Origin of the sequence: Bradyrhizobium sp. LjRoot220, from assembly GCF_964252915.1 — a bacterium.
Taxonomy (GTDB): domain Bacteria; phylum Pseudomonadota; class Alphaproteobacteria; order Rhizobiales; family Xanthobacteraceae; genus Bradyrhizobium.
The window spans coordinates 231,430-247,538 of the sequence record NZ_CAXUPS020000006.1 but is presented as its reverse complement, the minus strand read 5'-3'; the positions used below and the strand labels follow the sequence as shown (position 1 = coordinate 247,538).

General features: G+C 62.8%; 18 protein-coding genes and 1 tRNA gene. 15 read left to right on the top strand and 4 right to left on the bottom strand.

Annotation, left to right across the window (positions count from 1 at the left end):
- Positions 1-34: 34 nt before the first annotated feature.
- Entirely contained in the window at positions 35-1,003 is a 969-nt protein-coding gene (locus ACSQ84_RS24505; protein WP_436214291.1) for a complex I NDUFA9 subunit family protein, read from the bottom strand.
- A 148-nt stretch (positions 1,004-1,151) separates the two neighbouring features.
- Here ACSQ84_RS24505 and ACSQ84_RS24500 point away from each other — a divergent pair.
- From ACSQ84_RS24500 to ACSQ84_RS24470, 7 genes are all read left to right on the top strand, one after another.
- A tRNA-Leu gene (locus tag ACSQ84_RS24500) sits at positions 1,152-1,238 on the top strand.
- Positions 1,239-1,468: 230 nt separating this feature from the next.
- Positions 1,469-1,861: a hypothetical protein gene (locus tag ACSQ84_RS24495; protein WP_436214290.1), complete on the top strand. Its 393-nt coding sequence runs from the start codon at positions 1,469-1,471 to the stop codon at positions 1,859-1,861.
- Positions 1,862-1,937: 76 nt separating this feature from the next.
- Positions 1,938-2,231 (top strand): hypothetical protein, encoded by a 294-nt coding sequence (locus ACSQ84_RS24490; RefSeq protein WP_436214289.1) that lies wholly within the window; start codon positions 1,938-1,940, stop codon positions 2,229-2,231.
- On the top strand, positions 2,228-3,664 hold the full coding sequence (locus tag ACSQ84_RS24485) for a TolC family protein (protein WP_436214288.1): 1,437 nt from the start codon (positions 2,228-2,230) through the stop codon (positions 3,662-3,664). The genes ACSQ84_RS24490 and ACSQ84_RS24485 overlap by 4 nt, the downstream gene beginning before the upstream one ends.
- Positions 3,665-3,676: 12 nt before the next feature.
- A complete protein-coding gene (locus tag ACSQ84_RS24480) occupies positions 3,677-5,038 on the top strand; it encodes a multicopper oxidase domain-containing protein (protein ID WP_436214287.1) in 1,362 nt (453 codons plus the stop codon).
- A 35-nt stretch (positions 5,039-5,073) separates the two neighbouring features.
- On the top strand, positions 5,074-5,532 hold the full coding sequence (locus tag ACSQ84_RS24475) for a cupredoxin domain-containing protein (protein ID WP_436214286.1): 459 nt from the start codon (positions 5,074-5,076) through the stop codon (positions 5,530-5,532).
- Positions 5,533-5,578: 46 nt separating this feature from the next.
- Positions 5,579-5,875, top strand: coding sequence for a copper-binding protein (locus tag ACSQ84_RS24470; RefSeq protein ID WP_436214496.1), 297 nt, complete (start codon positions 5,579-5,581; stop codon positions 5,873-5,875).
- Positions 5,876-6,010: 135 nt separating this feature from the next.
- On the opposite strand, the gene ACSQ84_RS24465 is transcribed toward ACSQ84_RS24470, so the two are convergent.
- Together ACSQ84_RS24465 and ACSQ84_RS24460 are read right to left on the bottom strand one after the other, a co-directional pair.
- Positions 6,011-6,748 carry a maleate cis-trans isomerase family protein gene (locus tag ACSQ84_RS24465; RefSeq protein WP_436214285.1) on the bottom strand — a complete coding sequence of 246 codons (738 nt, stop codon included), beginning with the start codon at positions 6,746-6,748 and terminating at the stop codon, positions 6,011-6,013.
- On the bottom strand, positions 6,745-7,689 hold the full coding sequence (locus ACSQ84_RS24460) for a polysaccharide deacetylase family protein (RefSeq protein WP_436214284.1): 945 nt from the start codon (positions 7,687-7,689) through the stop codon (positions 6,745-6,747). Before ACSQ84_RS24460 ends, ACSQ84_RS24465 begins: the two co-directional genes overlap by 4 nt.
- 150 nt (positions 7,690-7,839) lie before the next feature.
- On the opposite strand from ACSQ84_RS24460, the gene ACSQ84_RS24455 reads away from it, so the two are divergent.
- The 5 genes from ACSQ84_RS24455 (at position 7,840) to ACSQ84_RS24435 (ending at position 12,684) form a co-directional block, all read left to right on the top strand.
- Positions 7,840-8,598 (top strand): GntR family transcriptional regulator, encoded by a 759-nt coding sequence (locus ACSQ84_RS24455; protein WP_436214283.1) that lies wholly within the window; start codon positions 7,840-7,842, stop codon positions 8,596-8,598.
- Between the two features lie 128 nt (positions 8,599-8,726).
- Positions 8,727-9,839 carry an ABC transporter ATP-binding protein gene (locus ACSQ84_RS24450; RefSeq protein WP_436214282.1) on the top strand — a complete coding sequence of 371 codons (1,113 nt, stop codon included), beginning with the start codon at positions 8,727-8,729 and terminating at the stop codon, positions 9,837-9,839.
- Between the two features lie 21 nt (positions 9,840-9,860).
- On the top strand, positions 9,861-10,922 hold the full coding sequence (locus ACSQ84_RS24445; RefSeq protein ID WP_436214281.1) for an extracellular solute-binding protein: 1,062 nt from the start codon (positions 9,861-9,863) through the stop codon (positions 10,920-10,922).
- A gap of 27 nt (positions 10,923-10,949) precedes the next feature.
- On the top strand, positions 10,950-11,840 hold the full coding sequence (locus ACSQ84_RS24440) for an ABC transporter permease (protein WP_436214280.1): 891 nt from the start codon (positions 10,950-10,952) through the stop codon (positions 11,838-11,840).
- Entirely contained in the window at positions 11,833-12,684 is an 852-nt protein-coding gene (locus tag ACSQ84_RS24435) for an ABC transporter permease (RefSeq protein ID WP_436214279.1), read from the top strand. The genes ACSQ84_RS24440 and ACSQ84_RS24435 overlap by 8 nt, the downstream gene beginning before the upstream one ends.
- A gap of 220 nt (positions 12,685-12,904) precedes the next feature.
- Here the strand turns inward: ACSQ84_RS24435 and ACSQ84_RS24430 are convergent, their stop codons facing one another.
- Positions 12,905-13,663: an NYN domain-containing protein gene (locus ACSQ84_RS24430; protein WP_436214278.1), complete on the bottom strand. Its 759-nt coding sequence runs from the start codon at positions 13,661-13,663 to the stop codon at positions 12,905-12,907.
- Between the two features lie 165 nt (positions 13,664-13,828).
- Between ACSQ84_RS24430 and ACSQ84_RS24425 the strand changes: the two genes are divergently transcribed.
- The 3 genes from ACSQ84_RS24425 (at position 13,829) to ACSQ84_RS24415 (ending at position 16,048) form a co-directional block, all read left to right on the top strand.
- Positions 13,829-14,443 (top strand): ribonuclease D, encoded by a 615-nt coding sequence (locus ACSQ84_RS24425; protein ID WP_436214277.1) that lies wholly within the window; start codon positions 13,829-13,831, stop codon positions 14,441-14,443.
- A 166-nt stretch (positions 14,444-14,609) separates the two neighbouring features.
- Positions 14,610-15,350, top strand: coding sequence for an LPS export ABC transporter periplasmic protein LptC (gene lptC, locus ACSQ84_RS24420; RefSeq protein ID WP_436214276.1), 741 nt, complete (start codon positions 14,610-14,612; stop codon positions 15,348-15,350).
- Complete coding sequence (locus ACSQ84_RS24415; protein WP_436214275.1) at positions 15,347-16,048, top strand: LptA/OstA family protein; 702 nt, start codon at positions 15,347-15,349, stop codon at positions 16,046-16,048. Before lptC ends, ACSQ84_RS24415 begins: the two co-directional genes overlap by 4 nt.
- Positions 16,049-16,109 lie beyond the last annotated feature (61 nt).

Here is a 16,109-nt window from a genome sequence, read left to right as displayed (position 1 = left end):
GAGTATAGGTCCCTGCGTTCGCAGGGACGACGAACTACGCGCTCTTCCTTTGGAATTGCCCGGCGGCGCGGAAGCGCCAGAGATATTGCGGGGCGATCGCTGCCATCGAATCCGGCGCGATGCCGAGCCCTTCCAGCGTCAGGCCTGCGGCCTTTGCTTCGTCCGACACCACATTGTCGGTGCGCAACATCTCCACCTGGTCCGGCGTCAGCTTCAGTGCGCCCGGTGCGAATTGCAGGAACTGCGCCTTGAATTTGGCAAGCCCGAACGGCAGCGAGATCAGCATGCGCCGGCGTTCGGTGATCTTGAGAATGACTTCCATGATCTCGCGCATGGTCAGCACTTCCGGCCCGCCGAGCTCATAGATAGCGCCGGGCTTTGCGTTGCCATCGACCACCTCGGCCACCGCGGTCGCGACGTCGCCGACATAGGCCGGCTGCATCCGCGTCGCGCCACCGCCGATCAGCGGCAGCGCCGGCAAGATGCGGGCGAGCGCGGCAAAGCGGTTGGTGAATTGATCGTCGGGCCCGAACATCAGCGACGGCCGCAGGATGGTGGCGGCGGGCAAGGCTGCCAGCACGGCCTTTTCCCCGGCGGCCTTGGAGCGGCCATAGCCCGAGGGCGAGTTCTCGTCAGCCCCGATCGCGGAGACATGCACCATCTGGCCGCCGACGGCCGCTGCCGCCTTGGCGATGGTTTCCGCGCCCCTGGCCTGCACGGCGTCAAAGGATTGCGCGCCGCCCTCGGCCAGGATGCCGACCAGGTTGATCGCGACCTGCGCGCCCCGCATTGCCGCCTCGACCGAGGCCGGATAACGCAAATTGGCCTGCACGGCGTGGATCTGGCCGACCCTGCCGAGCGGCTGCAGGTGCCCGGCCAGTTCCGGCCGCCGCACCGCCACCCGGATGCGGTATTCGCGCTTGGCCAGCGCCCGGATCGCGTTTCGCCCCAGAAAGCCCGATCCGCCGAAGACCGTGACGAGCGTTTCCGAGTTCGATGCCATGGTGTCCAATCCTGGGGGTCAAATTCGAGAGATAGTGGGCATATTTAGCGGATTCGCGATACGCCAAGCGGGCGTCGCTGTACAGCGTATTTGGGTCCCAATTCATCAATTTGACAAGCGCGCGACGCATCCTTACTAACCCGCCCGGGCCCAGGTGGCGGAATTGGTAGACGCGCTGGCTTCAGGTGCCAGTGGCTTAACGGCCGTGAAGGTTCGAGTCCTTTCCTGGGCACCATTTGCCCATGCCCATGATATCGCTGAAAGGCGGACTCTTGGTCCGCTGACCGGTCCACAAACCGGGACACAGCGCGTACGAGATCATCGGCCAAGGGTCGACGATGCGACGCGGCTTGCATTTTGGGCGCCAAAGCCACTTGGCGGAACCGATGCTTGGCGATAGGGTTCGCGCCGATGTTCGTGCGCCTCACCAGATCGAATCGAGCCAGAGCCGGGTGGCTTGTCGCCTTGCTCTATCTCTTTTGCGTGCTGGCGCCAGGGGCGGCCCTTGCGCTCGGCGGCCCCGCGGCATGGCTGCCGGCTGAGATCGCGGCGACAGCCGCCCTGCATGATCACGACCATTCCGGGCACGACTTTGCCAGCCATGGCACGTCGCAGCATGGCACGTCGCACCAACACGGCAGCGCGGACGCGGCCGGGCAGGCCGATGGCGTCAAGCACCAGCATGACGGCACGACTTCACCGGGCCCCTGCTGCGCGATGCACTGCCTTTCCGCGATCACAGCGGACCTGCCGGCGATCGCAAAACCGATGTCCCCGGGGTCGATCCGCGTCTCCGAGAACGTACGCAGGCTGCGCGGCACGACGCCGCCGCTGCTCGACCGTCCGCCGAACGTCTGACCTGACTTAACGACGGCCAGCGGCGCGCGGCAATCGCACGCGCGCCTGTGCTCCATCGACAGATCAGGACGCATTCATGTCTTCGCAACTTTCGGGGAAGCCCGCCTCCATTGGGGTGGGTGGATGCCGCCTTACCGCTCACCTTCGGATCGGTGCGACCCTGTTCGCCCTCGCCGCCGCGGTCTCGGCCTGCATGCCGCAGAGCGCGCGGCTTGCCGCGGCTGATCCTTCCGATCCCGCCGTGCGCGTCAAAGGCGTCGAGTACCGCTCGACCATCGCGCCCTACTCCAGCCTGCGCCCGGCGGCGCCCACGTCCTGGCGCGAGCGCAACGAGAATGTGACGCCAAAGACCAAGCAGGAGTCGCAATGAGTATTCACCTCGCGACCCGAGCGCCTGTGGCTGGCCTGCTGCTGACCGTTGGCATGGCGCTCTCCGGCTGCGCATCGTTCTCGCCCGATCGCGGCATGAACGTCGTCGCCGCCGTTGCCAGCGAGACCATCAACAAAGACGTGGTGTCGATTCGCACCGCCGACGACGCGGACCGGGCGAGAGGCGCCGTCCAGGGCCTGCTTCGCCGGGCCCTGACCGTGGACACCGCCGTCCAGGTCGCGCTTCTCAACAATCGCGGCCTGCAGGCGGCATACAACGAACTGGCTTTGGCAGAAGCCGAGTTTGTCGAGGAAAGTCTGCCGCCCAATCCGACGTTCGCGATTTCTCGCATCACAGGCAACGGCGGGTACGAGATCGAGCGTCAGGTCGTCGGCGACATTCTGGCGCTGGCGACCCTGCCGTTCCGCTCGGAGATCGCCCGCCAGCGCTTCCACAAGGCTCAGCTGCGCGCGGCCGAGGAAACGCTGCGGCTCGCGGCCGAGGTCAGGCGTGCCTATTATCGTGCCGTCGGGGCCAACGAACTGGTCGTCCTGTTTACCGATGCGAAGTCCACCGCCGAATCCACCGCGCAGCTTGCCCTGAAGCTCGGCGAGACCGGCTCGCTCAACAAGCTTGACCAGGCCCGCGAGCAGGTTTTTTACGCCGAGGTCACGGCCGATCTGGCGGCATTTCGTCAGGATGCGGCGAGCGCCCGCGAACGGCTGATCCGCCTGCTTGGACTATGGGACGGCGATCTCGGGTTCCGGCTGCCAGAGAAAATGCCGGCCTTGCCGCGCCGGGCCCTGTCGCTGCCGCTCGTCGAGGTGAATGCCGTTGCACATCGTATCGATCTGCAGAGGGCCCGCATCGAGTTGGGTCTTCTTGCAAAGTCGCTCAAGCTCACAGAGGCAACACGATTCGTCACGCTGCTCGATCTTGCGGGGATCGACAAGAAAACCCGGGAGCCAGAAGGCGCGCCATTCCGGGAACGGGGTTTCGAGCTTGCGTTCCAGATTCCGATCTTCGATGGCGGCGAGGTCCGCGTCCGGCAAGCCGCCGAAATCTACAACCAGGCATTCAACCGCCTGACCGAAAAAGCGGTGGATGTGCGTTCGGAGGCGCGCGACGCCTACCGGGTCTACCGCTCGCGCTACGACATTGCCAGCCACTATCAGCGCGAGATCCTGCCGCTGCGCCAGATCATCACCGAGGAGATGCAGCTTCGCTTCTCCAGCATGCAGATCGACGTGTTCGCGCTGTTGACCGAAGCGCGGCAGCGCCTGGCCTCGCTGCGCGCTGCAATCGACGCCAAGCGGCAATTCTGGCTGGCGCAATCCGACCTGCAGACCGCGGTCAATGGTGGTGGATCCGGCGCGACAAGCCAAACGCCAACGACGACAGCCGCGGCCGCGCCGGCGGCCGGCGGACACTAGAGGAGAGTGACGATGTATTCACGCAGGGGATTTCTCGGCACCGCTGCCCTGGTCGGCGCCAGCGCCGTCACCGGCCGCGTGCAGGCCGCCGCCATTCCCGAGGCACCGACGATGGACAAGGCGGTGATGCAGCCGCCGTTGCATCCGACCTCGGGTCCCGATTACCGGCCGGTGGTGACGCTGAACGGCTGGTCGCTGCCGTGGCGCATGAACGGCGACTGGAAAGAATTCCATCTCGTCGCCGAGCCGGTGGTGCGCGAATTCGCCGAAGGCATGAAGGCCAATCTGTGGGGCTATAACGGCCAGGCCCCGGGGCCGACCATCGAGGCGGTCGAGGGCGACAAGGTCCGCATCTTCGTCACCAACCGCCTGCCTGAAGCCACCACCGTGCACTGGCACGGCATGATTTTGCCGAGCGGGATGGATGGCGTGGGCGGCCTCACCCAGCCGCACATCCCGCCGGGCAAGACCTTCGTCTACGAGTTCCAGCTCAAGCACAGCGGAACGTTCATGTACCACCCGCATTCCGACGAGATGGTGCAGATGGCGATGGGCATGATGGGCATGTTCGTCGTGCATCCGCGCGATCAGTCGTTCCGGCCGGTCGACCGCGACTTCGTCTTCGTGATGAGCAGCTACCTGATCGATCCCGGCACTTACTTGCCGAAGGTCAACGAGATGACCGACTTCAACATGTGGACCTGGAACAGCCGCGTATTCCCCGGCATCGATCCGCTGCCGGTGCGCCTTGGCGACAAGGTCCGCGTGCGGATCGGCAATCTCACGATGACCAACCATCCGATCCATCTGCATGGTCACAAGTTCGTGGTCTCATGCACCGATGGCGGCTGGATTCCGGAAAGCGCGCAATGGCCGGAGACCACCACCGACGTGCCGGTCGGCGCCATCCGGGCGTTCGACGTGCTGGCGGATAACCCCGGCGACTGGGCGTTCCATTGCCACAAGTCGCACCACACCATGAACGCCATGGGTCACGACGTGCGCAACATGATCGGCGTGTCGAGGAAGGATCTCGCCAAGGCCGTCGGCAAACTCGCGCCCGACGCCATGGTGATGGGCTCGACCGGCATGTCGATGGGCACCATGGAGATGCCCGCCCCGGACAACACGCTGCCAATGATGACCGGCACCGGCCAGTTCGGCCCGATCGAGATGGGCGGCATGTTCACGGTCATGAAGATCCGCGAGGGGATGGCGCGCGATAATTACACCGATCCCGGCCCGTACAAGTTTCCGCAAGGCACCGTCGCCTGGGAAGTAGATGCGCCTGCGGCTGCCCCCGCACGGCAGGATACGCCCTCCAATAAAAAACCGCAGGCGCCACACGCGCATGGCAAGCGCGGCAAGACCTGAGCTGCTTTTCCGAACCGTCACAACAGGAGAACTTGATGAACAGATTCACGATAACCGGCCTCGCGCTGTGTGCGCTCGTCGCCGCCGGGCCGGCTCTTGCCCACAAGAAGCACGGCCACCAATCGTATTCCGCGGGAGAACCCGGCAATCCCAAAAAGCCGTCGCGCACCATCGAGGTTCAGATGAGCGAGATGGAGTACAAGCCGTACCGCATCGAGGTGAAGCGTGGGGAACAGATCCGCTTCGTGATCCGCAACGTCGGAAAGGAAGATCACGAGTTTCTGCTTGCGACCACCGAAGAGAATCTAAAACACGCGGAGGACATGAAGAAGCACCCGCATATGGAGCACGACGAGCCCAACGCGGTCCGCCTCGCCCCGAACAAATCGGCCGAGATTCTCTGGCGGTTCAGCAAGTCCGGCACATTCGAGTATTCCTGCCTGATCCCAAACCATCGAGAATACGGCATGACCGGCCGGGTGATCGTGAAGTGAGACGAAGACTGCAAGCATTCGGAAAAAGGAGACGACAATGAAGAAAATGATTCAGACGCTGGCAGCGGCGATTTTCGTGTTGGGCCTGATGGCACCGCCCGTGCATGCGCAAGGCGCGACCGCCGTTAAGGGCGAGGTCAAGAAGATCGACGAATCCGCCGGCAAGGTCACCCTCAAGCACGGGCCGATCAAGAGCCTCGGCATGGACGAGGGAATGACGATGGTCTTTCGGGTCAAGGACCCCGCCATGCTCAAGCAGGTCAAGGTCGGCGACAATGTCGAGTTCGAGGCGGAGAACGCCGGTGGCGCTTACACCGTGACCAAGATGCAGAAAGCCAAATAGAGCCTGCGAATGCCGCGCTGCGGCAACACGCTTCAGCGCCGCGCACAAACTGCGCACTATCCTTGCTGCTCAAGATGAGCAGGCGGCCACGTGGCGCGTTTACTTCACACGCTGGAGAAGTTGTGACGACGAAATTTAGACGAAGAGCCGCCCCAGCCCTCTGACGGGGCGCCGGTCTATTCCCAGGGCGCGTAGTGCCGCCCAGACTCCAATGGCCGCGGAATCGAGGACGGGAATACCTGTCTGCACTTCCAGGTCGGCTGCATAGGCATGTCCCGGCAAATTGGTGCTCCAGATCAGTACGGCATCGACATTGGCCCGCGCAGCGCTCTCTCGGGCGAAGTCGATCACGGGCTCAAATCGCGCCGCGGCCGCCGCGAGATTGTCGGTAAGGCCCAGATGCAGTTCCGCGTTGGTCTCGATTCCCTGTTCGGCAAAATTCGCCTTGAATATGGCGCCTTGCTCCGGCGTGCCGTGCGTGACCAGGGCAATCCGGCGAGTGTTGAAATGCTGGAACGCGTCGAGAGCCGAAAGTGCCGTTGTGACGACCGGCAGGCCCGTCTGTTGCGCAAGTTGAGCGCATAGTTTGCGATCGTGCGAGAAGCCGAGGGCCGAGCCGCGCGTGGCGTTCCAGCAGATGACATCGACGCCGGCATGACCGAGAAGTTCGGCGGCGGCCATGAATGGCTTTTCGTCATAACGATCGGGGGGCTGGCCTTGCCCGTTTCCAAAATAAGGGATGCGGGCGAAGCAGGCATCGATGCCCGGGATAAAGTTCAGAACGTCGTGGGTGACCCGCTCGACCACCCGATTGGATGAGGGCAGGATTAGCCCTATTGCGCGGGGCGCCTGCGCGAAGCGCTGAACGGTCATGCCTGGACGCGCCCGACTTCGGCTCCGATACCGACATGATCCGCGGCATTGGCATTTGCCAGCCAATGGCGGGCGATATCGATGCGACGCGCCACCCAGACACGAGGGCCGAGCTCGTCGAGCAGCTTCAGAATTTCTTTGACTGCCGCGAAGCGGGCCGGGCGCCCGCAGATACGAAGATGAAAGCCGATGTTGAGCAGGCTGCTTCGGCCACGCTCGGCTTCGTCCAGCAACGTCGACAACGCAGCCTGCGCGTATCGGACGAACTGATCGGGTTCGACGAAGCCGTTTGGATGGAAGAACTTCATGTCGTTGCAGTCGAACGAATAGGGCACCACCAGCATTTCCGTGGGCGCGGCGGGAGCGGCATAGGGCAGATCGTCGTCGAAGCCGTTGGAGTCGTAGAGAAAGCCGAGTTCGGATAGCAGGTCGCGCGTGTGAATACTCTGGCTTCCGCGACAGCAAAAGCCGAGCGGCCGTTCGCCCGTCACCTTTCTGATGACATCGATGCAGCGGATGAGAGATGCCTTCTCCTCGGCGCGATCGGTGAAATCCGCATGCGGCCGCCACAGCCAGCCGTGGCAGGCGGGCTCATGTCCACGGTTGACGACGTCTGCGGCGAGTTGGGGCAGGCGCTCGACGGCGCGGCCGCACATGTAGAAGGTCACCGGGCGTTTGTGATGGTCAAAGGCCTCGAGAAAGCGCCATAGGCCCGCTCGCATCCCATAGGCAAACATCTCTTCCTGCCCGAGGTCGCGCCGTCCTGGCTCGACAACGCTGACGACTTCGCCGAGGCGTTCGTTGATATCGTCGCCATCGCCAACCGCCAGTTCGGCGCCCTCCTCGAAATTGACCACCAGGGAAACGGCAACCCGCGCTCCGTTCGGCCAGACGACGGCCGGCGGGCGGCCGCCATAACCGATTAGATCGCGCTGTCTCATGATCGTCTCCAGCGAGGCCTCGGGTGTCACAAATCGTAGTCGGCTCTCGCGAATATTGTAAACAATATTTCCTACATATTGTTGCCTATATATTGTGCGCACGGTTGTCACCGCGCTGTGCGAATGTCACGTGCAGGATTCGATAGCGAATTGGACGAAAGCATGCGGGCACGAAAGGATTCGATTGATGCCGACCACGGCAGCCTGGATCAGGACCCCGTTGTTCAGGGCATCCTGAAGGCCATCAGCCTGAAGCGCCTGCGTCCCGGCATGAAACTCGGCGAAACGGAGTTGGCTTCGGCATTCGGCACGAACCGGATGCATATCCGTCAGGCGCTCTCCCACCTAGGCTCGCGCAATCTGGTAACGCATATCCCCAATCGCGGCGCCTTCGTCTCGCAGCCATCGGCGGACGAGGCGCGGGCTATCTTCGATGCCCGCAAGACATTGGAAGGCGCGGCAATCGCCCGCACCATCGACAATTTGAGTGAGGCAACGGCGCAAGAACTTCAGCATCTCGTGGCCGCGGAGCAATCTCATAGCCACGACGACCGGTGGGATGGCCTTAATTTCAGCGCCGGCTTTCACGTTGAAGTCGCGCGTCTCAGCGGCAATCCGGTGCTGGCCAAATTCATGGAAGAGCTGGCATTGCGCACGTCGCTCATCATCGCGCAATTCGAGCCGCCAGGGGCCGAAGATCATTGTCCCAACGCCCATCCCCGCATCGCCGAGAGAATTCTCGCCCGTGACAAGGCCGGGGCCATACGGGCGATGGAGGAGCATTTGGCCGAGATGCAGGCGCGCCTGAGGCTCGACGGCTCCGAAGGCGATGCCGGAATTGCCACGATCTTTCAGGATCTTGGCATTGTCCCCGTGTCGAAACGCAAGTCGGCGCGGAAAAAGGCTTGACCGGTGCGCCACACGCCGGTTGCCTAAAACGCGATCACAAATGTCTACAATATGTCCTTTTGTTTGTTTACAATCTGGTGGATTGTTTGCCGCATGTGATCCGGCTTTTCCTCAAGGGATGACCATCCATGGGTGTCGATCGCCCTCCATCACAAGCCGTGGTCCGGGGACGCGGGGCCGCGCTCGAATTGAGCGCTGTCTCGCACCGTTTCGGCGAGGCGATTGCGATCGACAACGTATCGCTGTCGATCGAGCCCGGTGAACTCGTCGCATTCCTCGGACCGTCAGGCTGCGGGAAGACGACTCTTTTGAGAATCGTCGCCGGTTTCATCAAGCCGAGCCAGGGCGAGGTCCGGATCGCCGGTGCTTCGGTTGGTGCGCTTGGTCCCGACGAGCGCGGCGTCGGTATCGTCTTTCAGAATTATGCGCTGTTCCCGCACATGAACGTGGCCCGCAATGTCGGATACGGCTTGAGCGCCCGCGGACAATCACGAGTCCAGCGCGAAGTCCGGGTCGCCGAAATGCTTCGCTTCGTGCGGATGACGACGATGGCGGACCGCTATCCGAAGCAGCTTTCCGGCGGACAGCAACAGCGCGTTGCGCTGGCACGTGCGCTCGCGGTCGATCCCTCGATCCTGCTGCTGGACGAGCCATTCGGCGCGCTCGACAAGAATCTGCGCCTCGACATGCAAATTGAACTCAAGCGTATCCAGCGCGATGCCGGGCTGACCGCGATCATGGTCACGCACGATCAGGAAGAGGCGCTTAGCCTTGCCGATCGGATCGCCGTCTTCAATGCCGGCCGCCTGGAACAGTTCGGCACGCCGCAAGAAATCTATGATCGGCCTGCCAGCCGCTTCGTCAGCGGCTTCGTCGGTCACACCAATTTGTTGCCGGGCGAGCTGTTGCGGGGGGCGGGCGAGCCGGAGATTGTGATCGACGCGGGCGCCCGGCGGATCCTGCCGTTCGCGAAGCCATGTGGCCGCGCCGGACGCGTTCAAGTGTCGATTCGGCCAGAAAATCTGCGCATCGCATCCGAGCCGACGCCCAATGCCTCGTTACCTGCCGTCGTGCAATCGGTGATGCCCCTGGGAGCGACCATTGCCTACGACGTGGCGATGCCGGACGGCACACCATTGAAGGTCCTGCAAATGCGCGGTGCCGGGCCCGCTGTCACGCCCGGCCAAAGCGTCCACCTGAAGCTTTCCGATCCCACCCTATGCCCCGTCTACATTGACTGACGGCGCACATCTGGAGGTGTCATGACCACTCGCAATCTTTCCCGCCGTCAATTGCTCGGTTCCGGTGCGGCGGCGATGCTGACGCCCTCCCTGCTGTCCGGCATGTCCGGTGCGGCGCGGGCCGCCGGCAGCATGATCGCCACGACCTATCCCGGCACCTGGGAAGTCGCGCAACGACAAATCCTCCTGCCTGCCTTCAGCAAGGCGAGTGGCGCGACCGTCGCATTGCAGCCCGTTTTGGCACTCGATGCGGTGACGAAGATCTCGGCATCCAAGGCGAACCCTCCCTTCGACGTCGTGCTGATGGACGAAGGGCCCTACCTGGCGGCACTCGATCTCGGCATCTTCGCACAGCTGCCGAAAGCAGAAGTGAAGAACCTCTCCAATCTTCCGGACCGCTTCATCGATCCGAATGGGCGCGGCGCCTTCGTCTCGGCGCAGGTGATGGGCATCGTCTACAATCCCGTTGCCATCAAGACGCCGCCGATCTCGTGGCTCGATCTGTGGAAGCCGGAATATAAAGGCCGCGTCGGCATCACGGGGCTGGGCAGCAGCCTGGGCGCCGCGTGGATGGTCGAGATCGCCAAGCTGCACGGCGGCAGCGAGAAGAACATGGAGCCGGGGTTTGAGGCGGTGAAGAAGCTGTTGCCGTTTGTCGGTGCAGTCGCCCCCAACCCCGGCGCTCTGGCGACCTTGTTCCAGCAAGGCCAGATCGATATCAGCTTCAACTATCTGAATGCGATTCTGCCGCTGGTCCAGCGCGGCGTCCCGGTTGCCATCGCCAAGCCTGATTCCGGCTGGGCGTTGGTACGCAACTCGCTGCATGTCATCGAGAACAGCAAGAACCGCGATCTTGCCTATACCTACATCGACACGGCGCTCTCGAACGAGGTGCAGGCGCAAATGGCAGCCTCGCCGAACTTCCTCGCGCCGACCAACAAATCCGTCGCGTTCGGCGCCGAACTGCAGAAAATCGCAGGGAACAACGAGGAGCTTGCCAAGCTCACGCTGATCGACTGGAAGACGCTCAATCCGCAGCGCAGCGCCCTGATCGAACGCTTCAGCAAGGACATCCGCATCTGACGACACAACAGACACAATGCGATGACCATGAGCGTAGCCAGCACGCCGTTTGAAGACAGCAAGGCCTTGCCGGTCCTTGCGCCGCCTCGATTGCGGTTCGGCAAGTCATGGCTCGCGCTACCGCTCCTGATTTTTTTCTTCCTGTTCGTTCTGCTGCCCATTGTCATGTTGTTGGTCGCCAGCGTCAGCGGAGAGGGTGGCGCCACTTTGGCGAACTACGAGCGCTTCTTCACCGACGGCCTGAGCCTGCCTGTGCTCGGCAGAACCCTGCTGCTCGGGTTGGAAACGGCAATCGTCGCGTTGCTGCTCGGCTACCCTCTGGCGCTGCTGTTCGTGGCGTCATCTCCACGATTTCAGAAGCTGCTGATCTTTCTGATTATCCTGCCACTGCTGACCAGCGCGGTGGTGCGGACCTTCGCCTGGGTGGTCATCCTCGGTCGGCAGGGCCTCATCAATGAAGCCCTGGTTGCAATGGGGTTGGCCAATGCGCCGGTCGCGCTGCTCTATACCGAGCCTCTGCTTGTGCTGGCGCTGGCGCAGATCGAACTGCCGATCATGACCCTGCCGATCATTTCGGCACTTGCGGCGATCGATCCACGCCTGAAGGAGGCCTCGATCGCGCTCGGAGCTGGCAGATGGCGAACCCTGTTCCAGGTCGTGTTGCCCCTCAGTCTGCCGGGCGTGATCGCGGGCCTGCTTCTGGTGTTCGCCGCAGCTTGTAGCGCGTTGGTGACGCAATCGATTGTCGGTGGAGGCCGGCTCTTGTTCACACCGCTCTACATCTATCAGCAAGGCATGCAGGGTCAGAACTGGCCGTTCGCAGCGGCAATTTCGCTGATGCTTCTGGTTTCGGTTCTGGCGGTGGTCGCCATGCTGAACACGCTCGGCCGCCTCGCGACGAGACATCTCCATGTCTGACCCAATGCGACCGACCGACATGCCTGCGCGCACGAAGATGTGGCGCGAACTGGATCGATGGAGCTATGCCTTGGTCATTGGAGGCTTCGGCGGGATTGCCATGGTGTTGCTGGCGCTGCCGACTGTGATTGTATTGATCGCCTCATTCACCTCGGCGGCCACGCTGCGATTTCCACCGCCGGGATTCTCGCTCCAGTGGTATCACGCGTTATTTTTCGCTTCGCCGGAAATCACCGCCGCCACGTTGGTAAGCCTGAAGGTCGCAGCTGCGGCGACGTTCGCAGGGACCGTGCTGGCGACCGCCGCCGCGCTTGCCATCACCGCCAGCAAGGCCGGCTGGGCCCGTGCTGCTGACACCATGCTGATGTCCCCGCTGTTATTGCCCTCGCTGGCCCTCGGGCTGGGCCTGCTACTCACCTTCAATCTGATGAACGTCGGGGTTTCGCTGATGACACTCATCGTCGGACATACCGTCATCTGCTTCCCATTCGTGCTGCGGACGACATTGGCAAGCCTCGCTCAAATCGAGCCGGTCCTCGAGGAGTGCTCACGCAGCCTGGGCGCCGGCGAATGGTTCACCTTTTCGAGGGTCATTTTTCCGCTGGCGCGGGGCGGCATCGCGGCCGGCGCCTTCATCGCCTTCATGGCGTCCTTCGATAACGTCGCGATCTCGCTGTTTCTCGCCGACGCTCACTCCGAGGTGCTGCCGGTCCGCTTGTGGGACCTGATCGAGAACCTGCTCGATGTTCGCGCCGCAGCTGCGTCCGGGGTGCTGATCGCCGCCACGGTCGGGCTGTTGATCCTCATGGAGCGGCTGACCGGACTTTCGCGATATGTACGGTGACTGACTTCACCGAAGTCGAATGAGGAGGATCACTTGCGATCCGTTTTGCGGGTTCTCCACGTCCTATCCCATCGGGTCAAGATTATTGGATTGCCTGTTTTTTCAAACCGAATCCGGGTCGGAAAACCGGCGACTTTACAATGGGTTGCTTTCTTTGCATGGGGTTGTTTTCGCGATTTTTGTCTCCGGGCCCTGCCAAGTCATGCGCGATGGGGCGACGCTACTTCGCCTTGCCCTTCGCCCCGCTGCTGTCGGCCTTGGCCCTGATCCGCAGATGCGCACTGTCGATCCTTTCAACGTCGAAGGCTTCCGTCTTGCGCACGAGATCGCTGAGCTTGCTGTGGCCGTAGGAGCGAACGTCAAAATCGGAAAACAGGTTTGAAAGCTGATCGCCGACCCGTCCCAGCAGGACCCATCCATCCTCGCTTTCGATCTGCGAAATGGCCTTTTTCAAAATAGGGATCGCGGCACTCCGGGGCTGCAAAGCGACCGGTCTGGACGGCGTCTCCGTGTTGGAGGTCGTCGCCGCCGCCGGCAACAGATTCTCGGTGTAGATGAACCTGCGGCAGGCCTGCCGAAAACTCTCGGGTGTCTTCTGGGCGCCGAACCCGTAGACGTCGGCGCCCTGCTCGCGCATGCGTGAGGCAAGCCGCGTGAAATCGCTGTCGGATGACACCAGGCAAAAACCATCGAACCGTCCGCTATGCAGCAGGTCCATGGCATCGATGACCAGCGCGATGTCGGAGGCGTTCTTGCCCTTGGTGTAGGCAAACTGCTGGTACGGATCGATGGCGTGCTTTTGCAGGATCTCGGACCACGATTTCAGGTGCGGGCCGGAAAAGTCGCCGTAGATTCGGCGCACGCTGGCCTCGCCGAATTTCGCGACTTCCTCGAACAGGCCGCCGGCAATCAGCGGTGAGGTGTTATCGGCATCGATCAGCACGGCAAAACGCGGCAATCGCTGCTGTTCGGCTTTCATCGCATCCCCCTTTTTGTGGTCGCGGCCCATATTGACGCAACTCAGCCGATCTGGAAAAGACCCCCGTAAAGTACGCGATTTGGCGCGCCGGGCCCTCGTTTGTCGGCGACTTCGACGTTACTTTAGGATTTTGGGCTCTGCCGATTCGAAGAGGTTCCCCACGCCATGACCATCCGCCTGCATCGCGGCGATCTGCCGGATCTTTCCCGCTACACCGATTCGGTTGCGATCGACACCGAGACCATGGGGCTCAATCCGCACCGCGACCGGCTCTGCGTGGTGCAGATGTCGAATGGCGACGGCAGCGCCGATGTGATCCAGATTCCGATGGGTCATAGCGACGCGCCGAACCTGAAGGCGCTGCTCGCCAATCCCAACATCACCAAGATCTTCCACTTCGCCCGCTTCGATCTCGCCGCGCTCTACAATGCCTTCGGCGTGATGCCGCAGCCGGTCTACTGCACCAAGATCGCCTCGCGGCTGAGCCGCACCTACACGGATCGGCACGGCCTGAAGGACCTGGTGCGCGAGGTGCTCAACATCGACCTGTCGAAGCAGCAGCAGTCGAGCGACTGGGGTTCAGTCAGCCTCAGCGAGGCGCAGCTCGCCTATGCGGCCTCCGACGTGCTGCACCTGCATGGCCTGCGCGAGCGGCTCGACACCATGCTTGCGCGCGAGGGCCGCACCGAACTGGCGCAGGCCTGCTTCGACTTCCTGCCGACCCGGGCCAGGCTCGACCTCGGCGGCTGGGAGGCCGAGGACATTTTCGCGCATTCCTGAAGCCGAGACTATTTGAAGCAGCCCCAAGCTGCTTCAAATGGGTCCTGAGGGCTGTTCAAGGGCTGTTTACGCCTCGTTTCGGTCACACCGGTAAAGCGAGGTCCGGGCTGCATCGTGCGGCAATCCCGGCTACAATAGCGGGCAAACCTCGCGCTCTGGAGCAGCGGTGAACTCGACACAGAACCTAGCGGCCCACGGTGCCGGCATGGAGGCGCGCTTTGCCAGCGCGGCGCGCCACAGCCGGATGGTGCGCATGCTGCGGGTCGCGGTGCCGGCCGCGGTGGTGCTGGCAATGGCGGCCATCGTTGCGGTGTCGATCTTCAATCCGTTCCGGATGCTGTTGCCGAAGCTCCCGGTCGACATCGGCAATCTGGTCGTCTCCGGCACCAAGATCACGATGGAATCGCCGCATCTCGCCGGCTTTTCGGCCGACCAGCGGCCGTACGAAGTCTGGGCCAAGGCCGCGATCCAGGATCTGACCGATCCGGATCACATGGAGCTGAAAACGTTGCGCGCCAAGGTGATGATGGAAGACAGAAGCACGGTGACGATGGATGCCCGCACCGGCTATTACGACAGCAAGCAGCAATTGCTCGATCTGCGGAAGGATATCTTCCTGCAGTCCTCCACCGGCTACGAAGCGCGGATGTCGCAGGCCTATGTCGACATCAACAAGGGCACGGTAACCTCGGATGAACATGTCGACGTCAAATTGCTGAACGGGACGCTGACCGCCGACAAGCTCAGAATTCTCAACAGCGGCGAGGTGGTGCGGTTCGAGGGCAATGTCGTGATGAACCTGGACAAACTCGGCGACGACGCCGCGCCGGAGCCGCCGGCGCCCGAACCCGCCGCTCCGGCGCCGAAGACGCGATCGGTCTCCGGCAAATCTTCCAACGTGAAATGATTTTCATGAAGAAGTTTTTCCCGCGCCGTCTGGCCATTGCGGCGTTCGCGCTCGTGCTGATGGCGCCCGGCGCAGCATTGGCGCAAGGCGCGGTGTCGGGCGTGCCCAACGCCATGCAGGGCTTTTCGCAGAATCGCGATCAACCGATCCAGATCGAGGCGGCGTCGCTGGAAATGCGCGACAAGAAAAAGGAAGCCACCTTCGCCGGCAATGTGAAGGTCGTGCAGGGCGACACCACCATGACGTCGAAGACGCTTGTCGTGTTTTACGATTCAGGTCCGGCGGCGCCGGCCACGCCGCCGCCCGCCAATGCGAAGGCCGCCAAATCCGCGCCGATGCAGTCCGCGACCCCGGGGCCGGGCGGCAGTTCGTCGATCCGCCGGCTGGAAGCCAGGGGCAGCGTCGTCGTCACGCAAAAGGACCAGGTGGTGACTGGCGAGACCGCCATCTTCGACACCAGGGCCAACCTCATCACCATGACCGGCGGCATCGTGCTGACCCAATGCAAGAACGTGCTGCGCGGCGACCGCCTCAAGGTCGACATGACCACCGGCGTGTCGCGGGTCGAATCCGACAGCGGCAAGGTGCAGGGCATGTTCGACCAGGGGTCGCAAGGCTGCGGCCCGGGCGCTGCGCCAGCGCCGGCACCGGGCGGCGCGAAGCCAGGCCTGCCCATGCTGATTCCGGGCAAGAAGTAATCAGTCAGCGCTTGCTTTGAGCCCGTATGGCTGATGCGCGGGGTCCGAAAGCATCGATCAG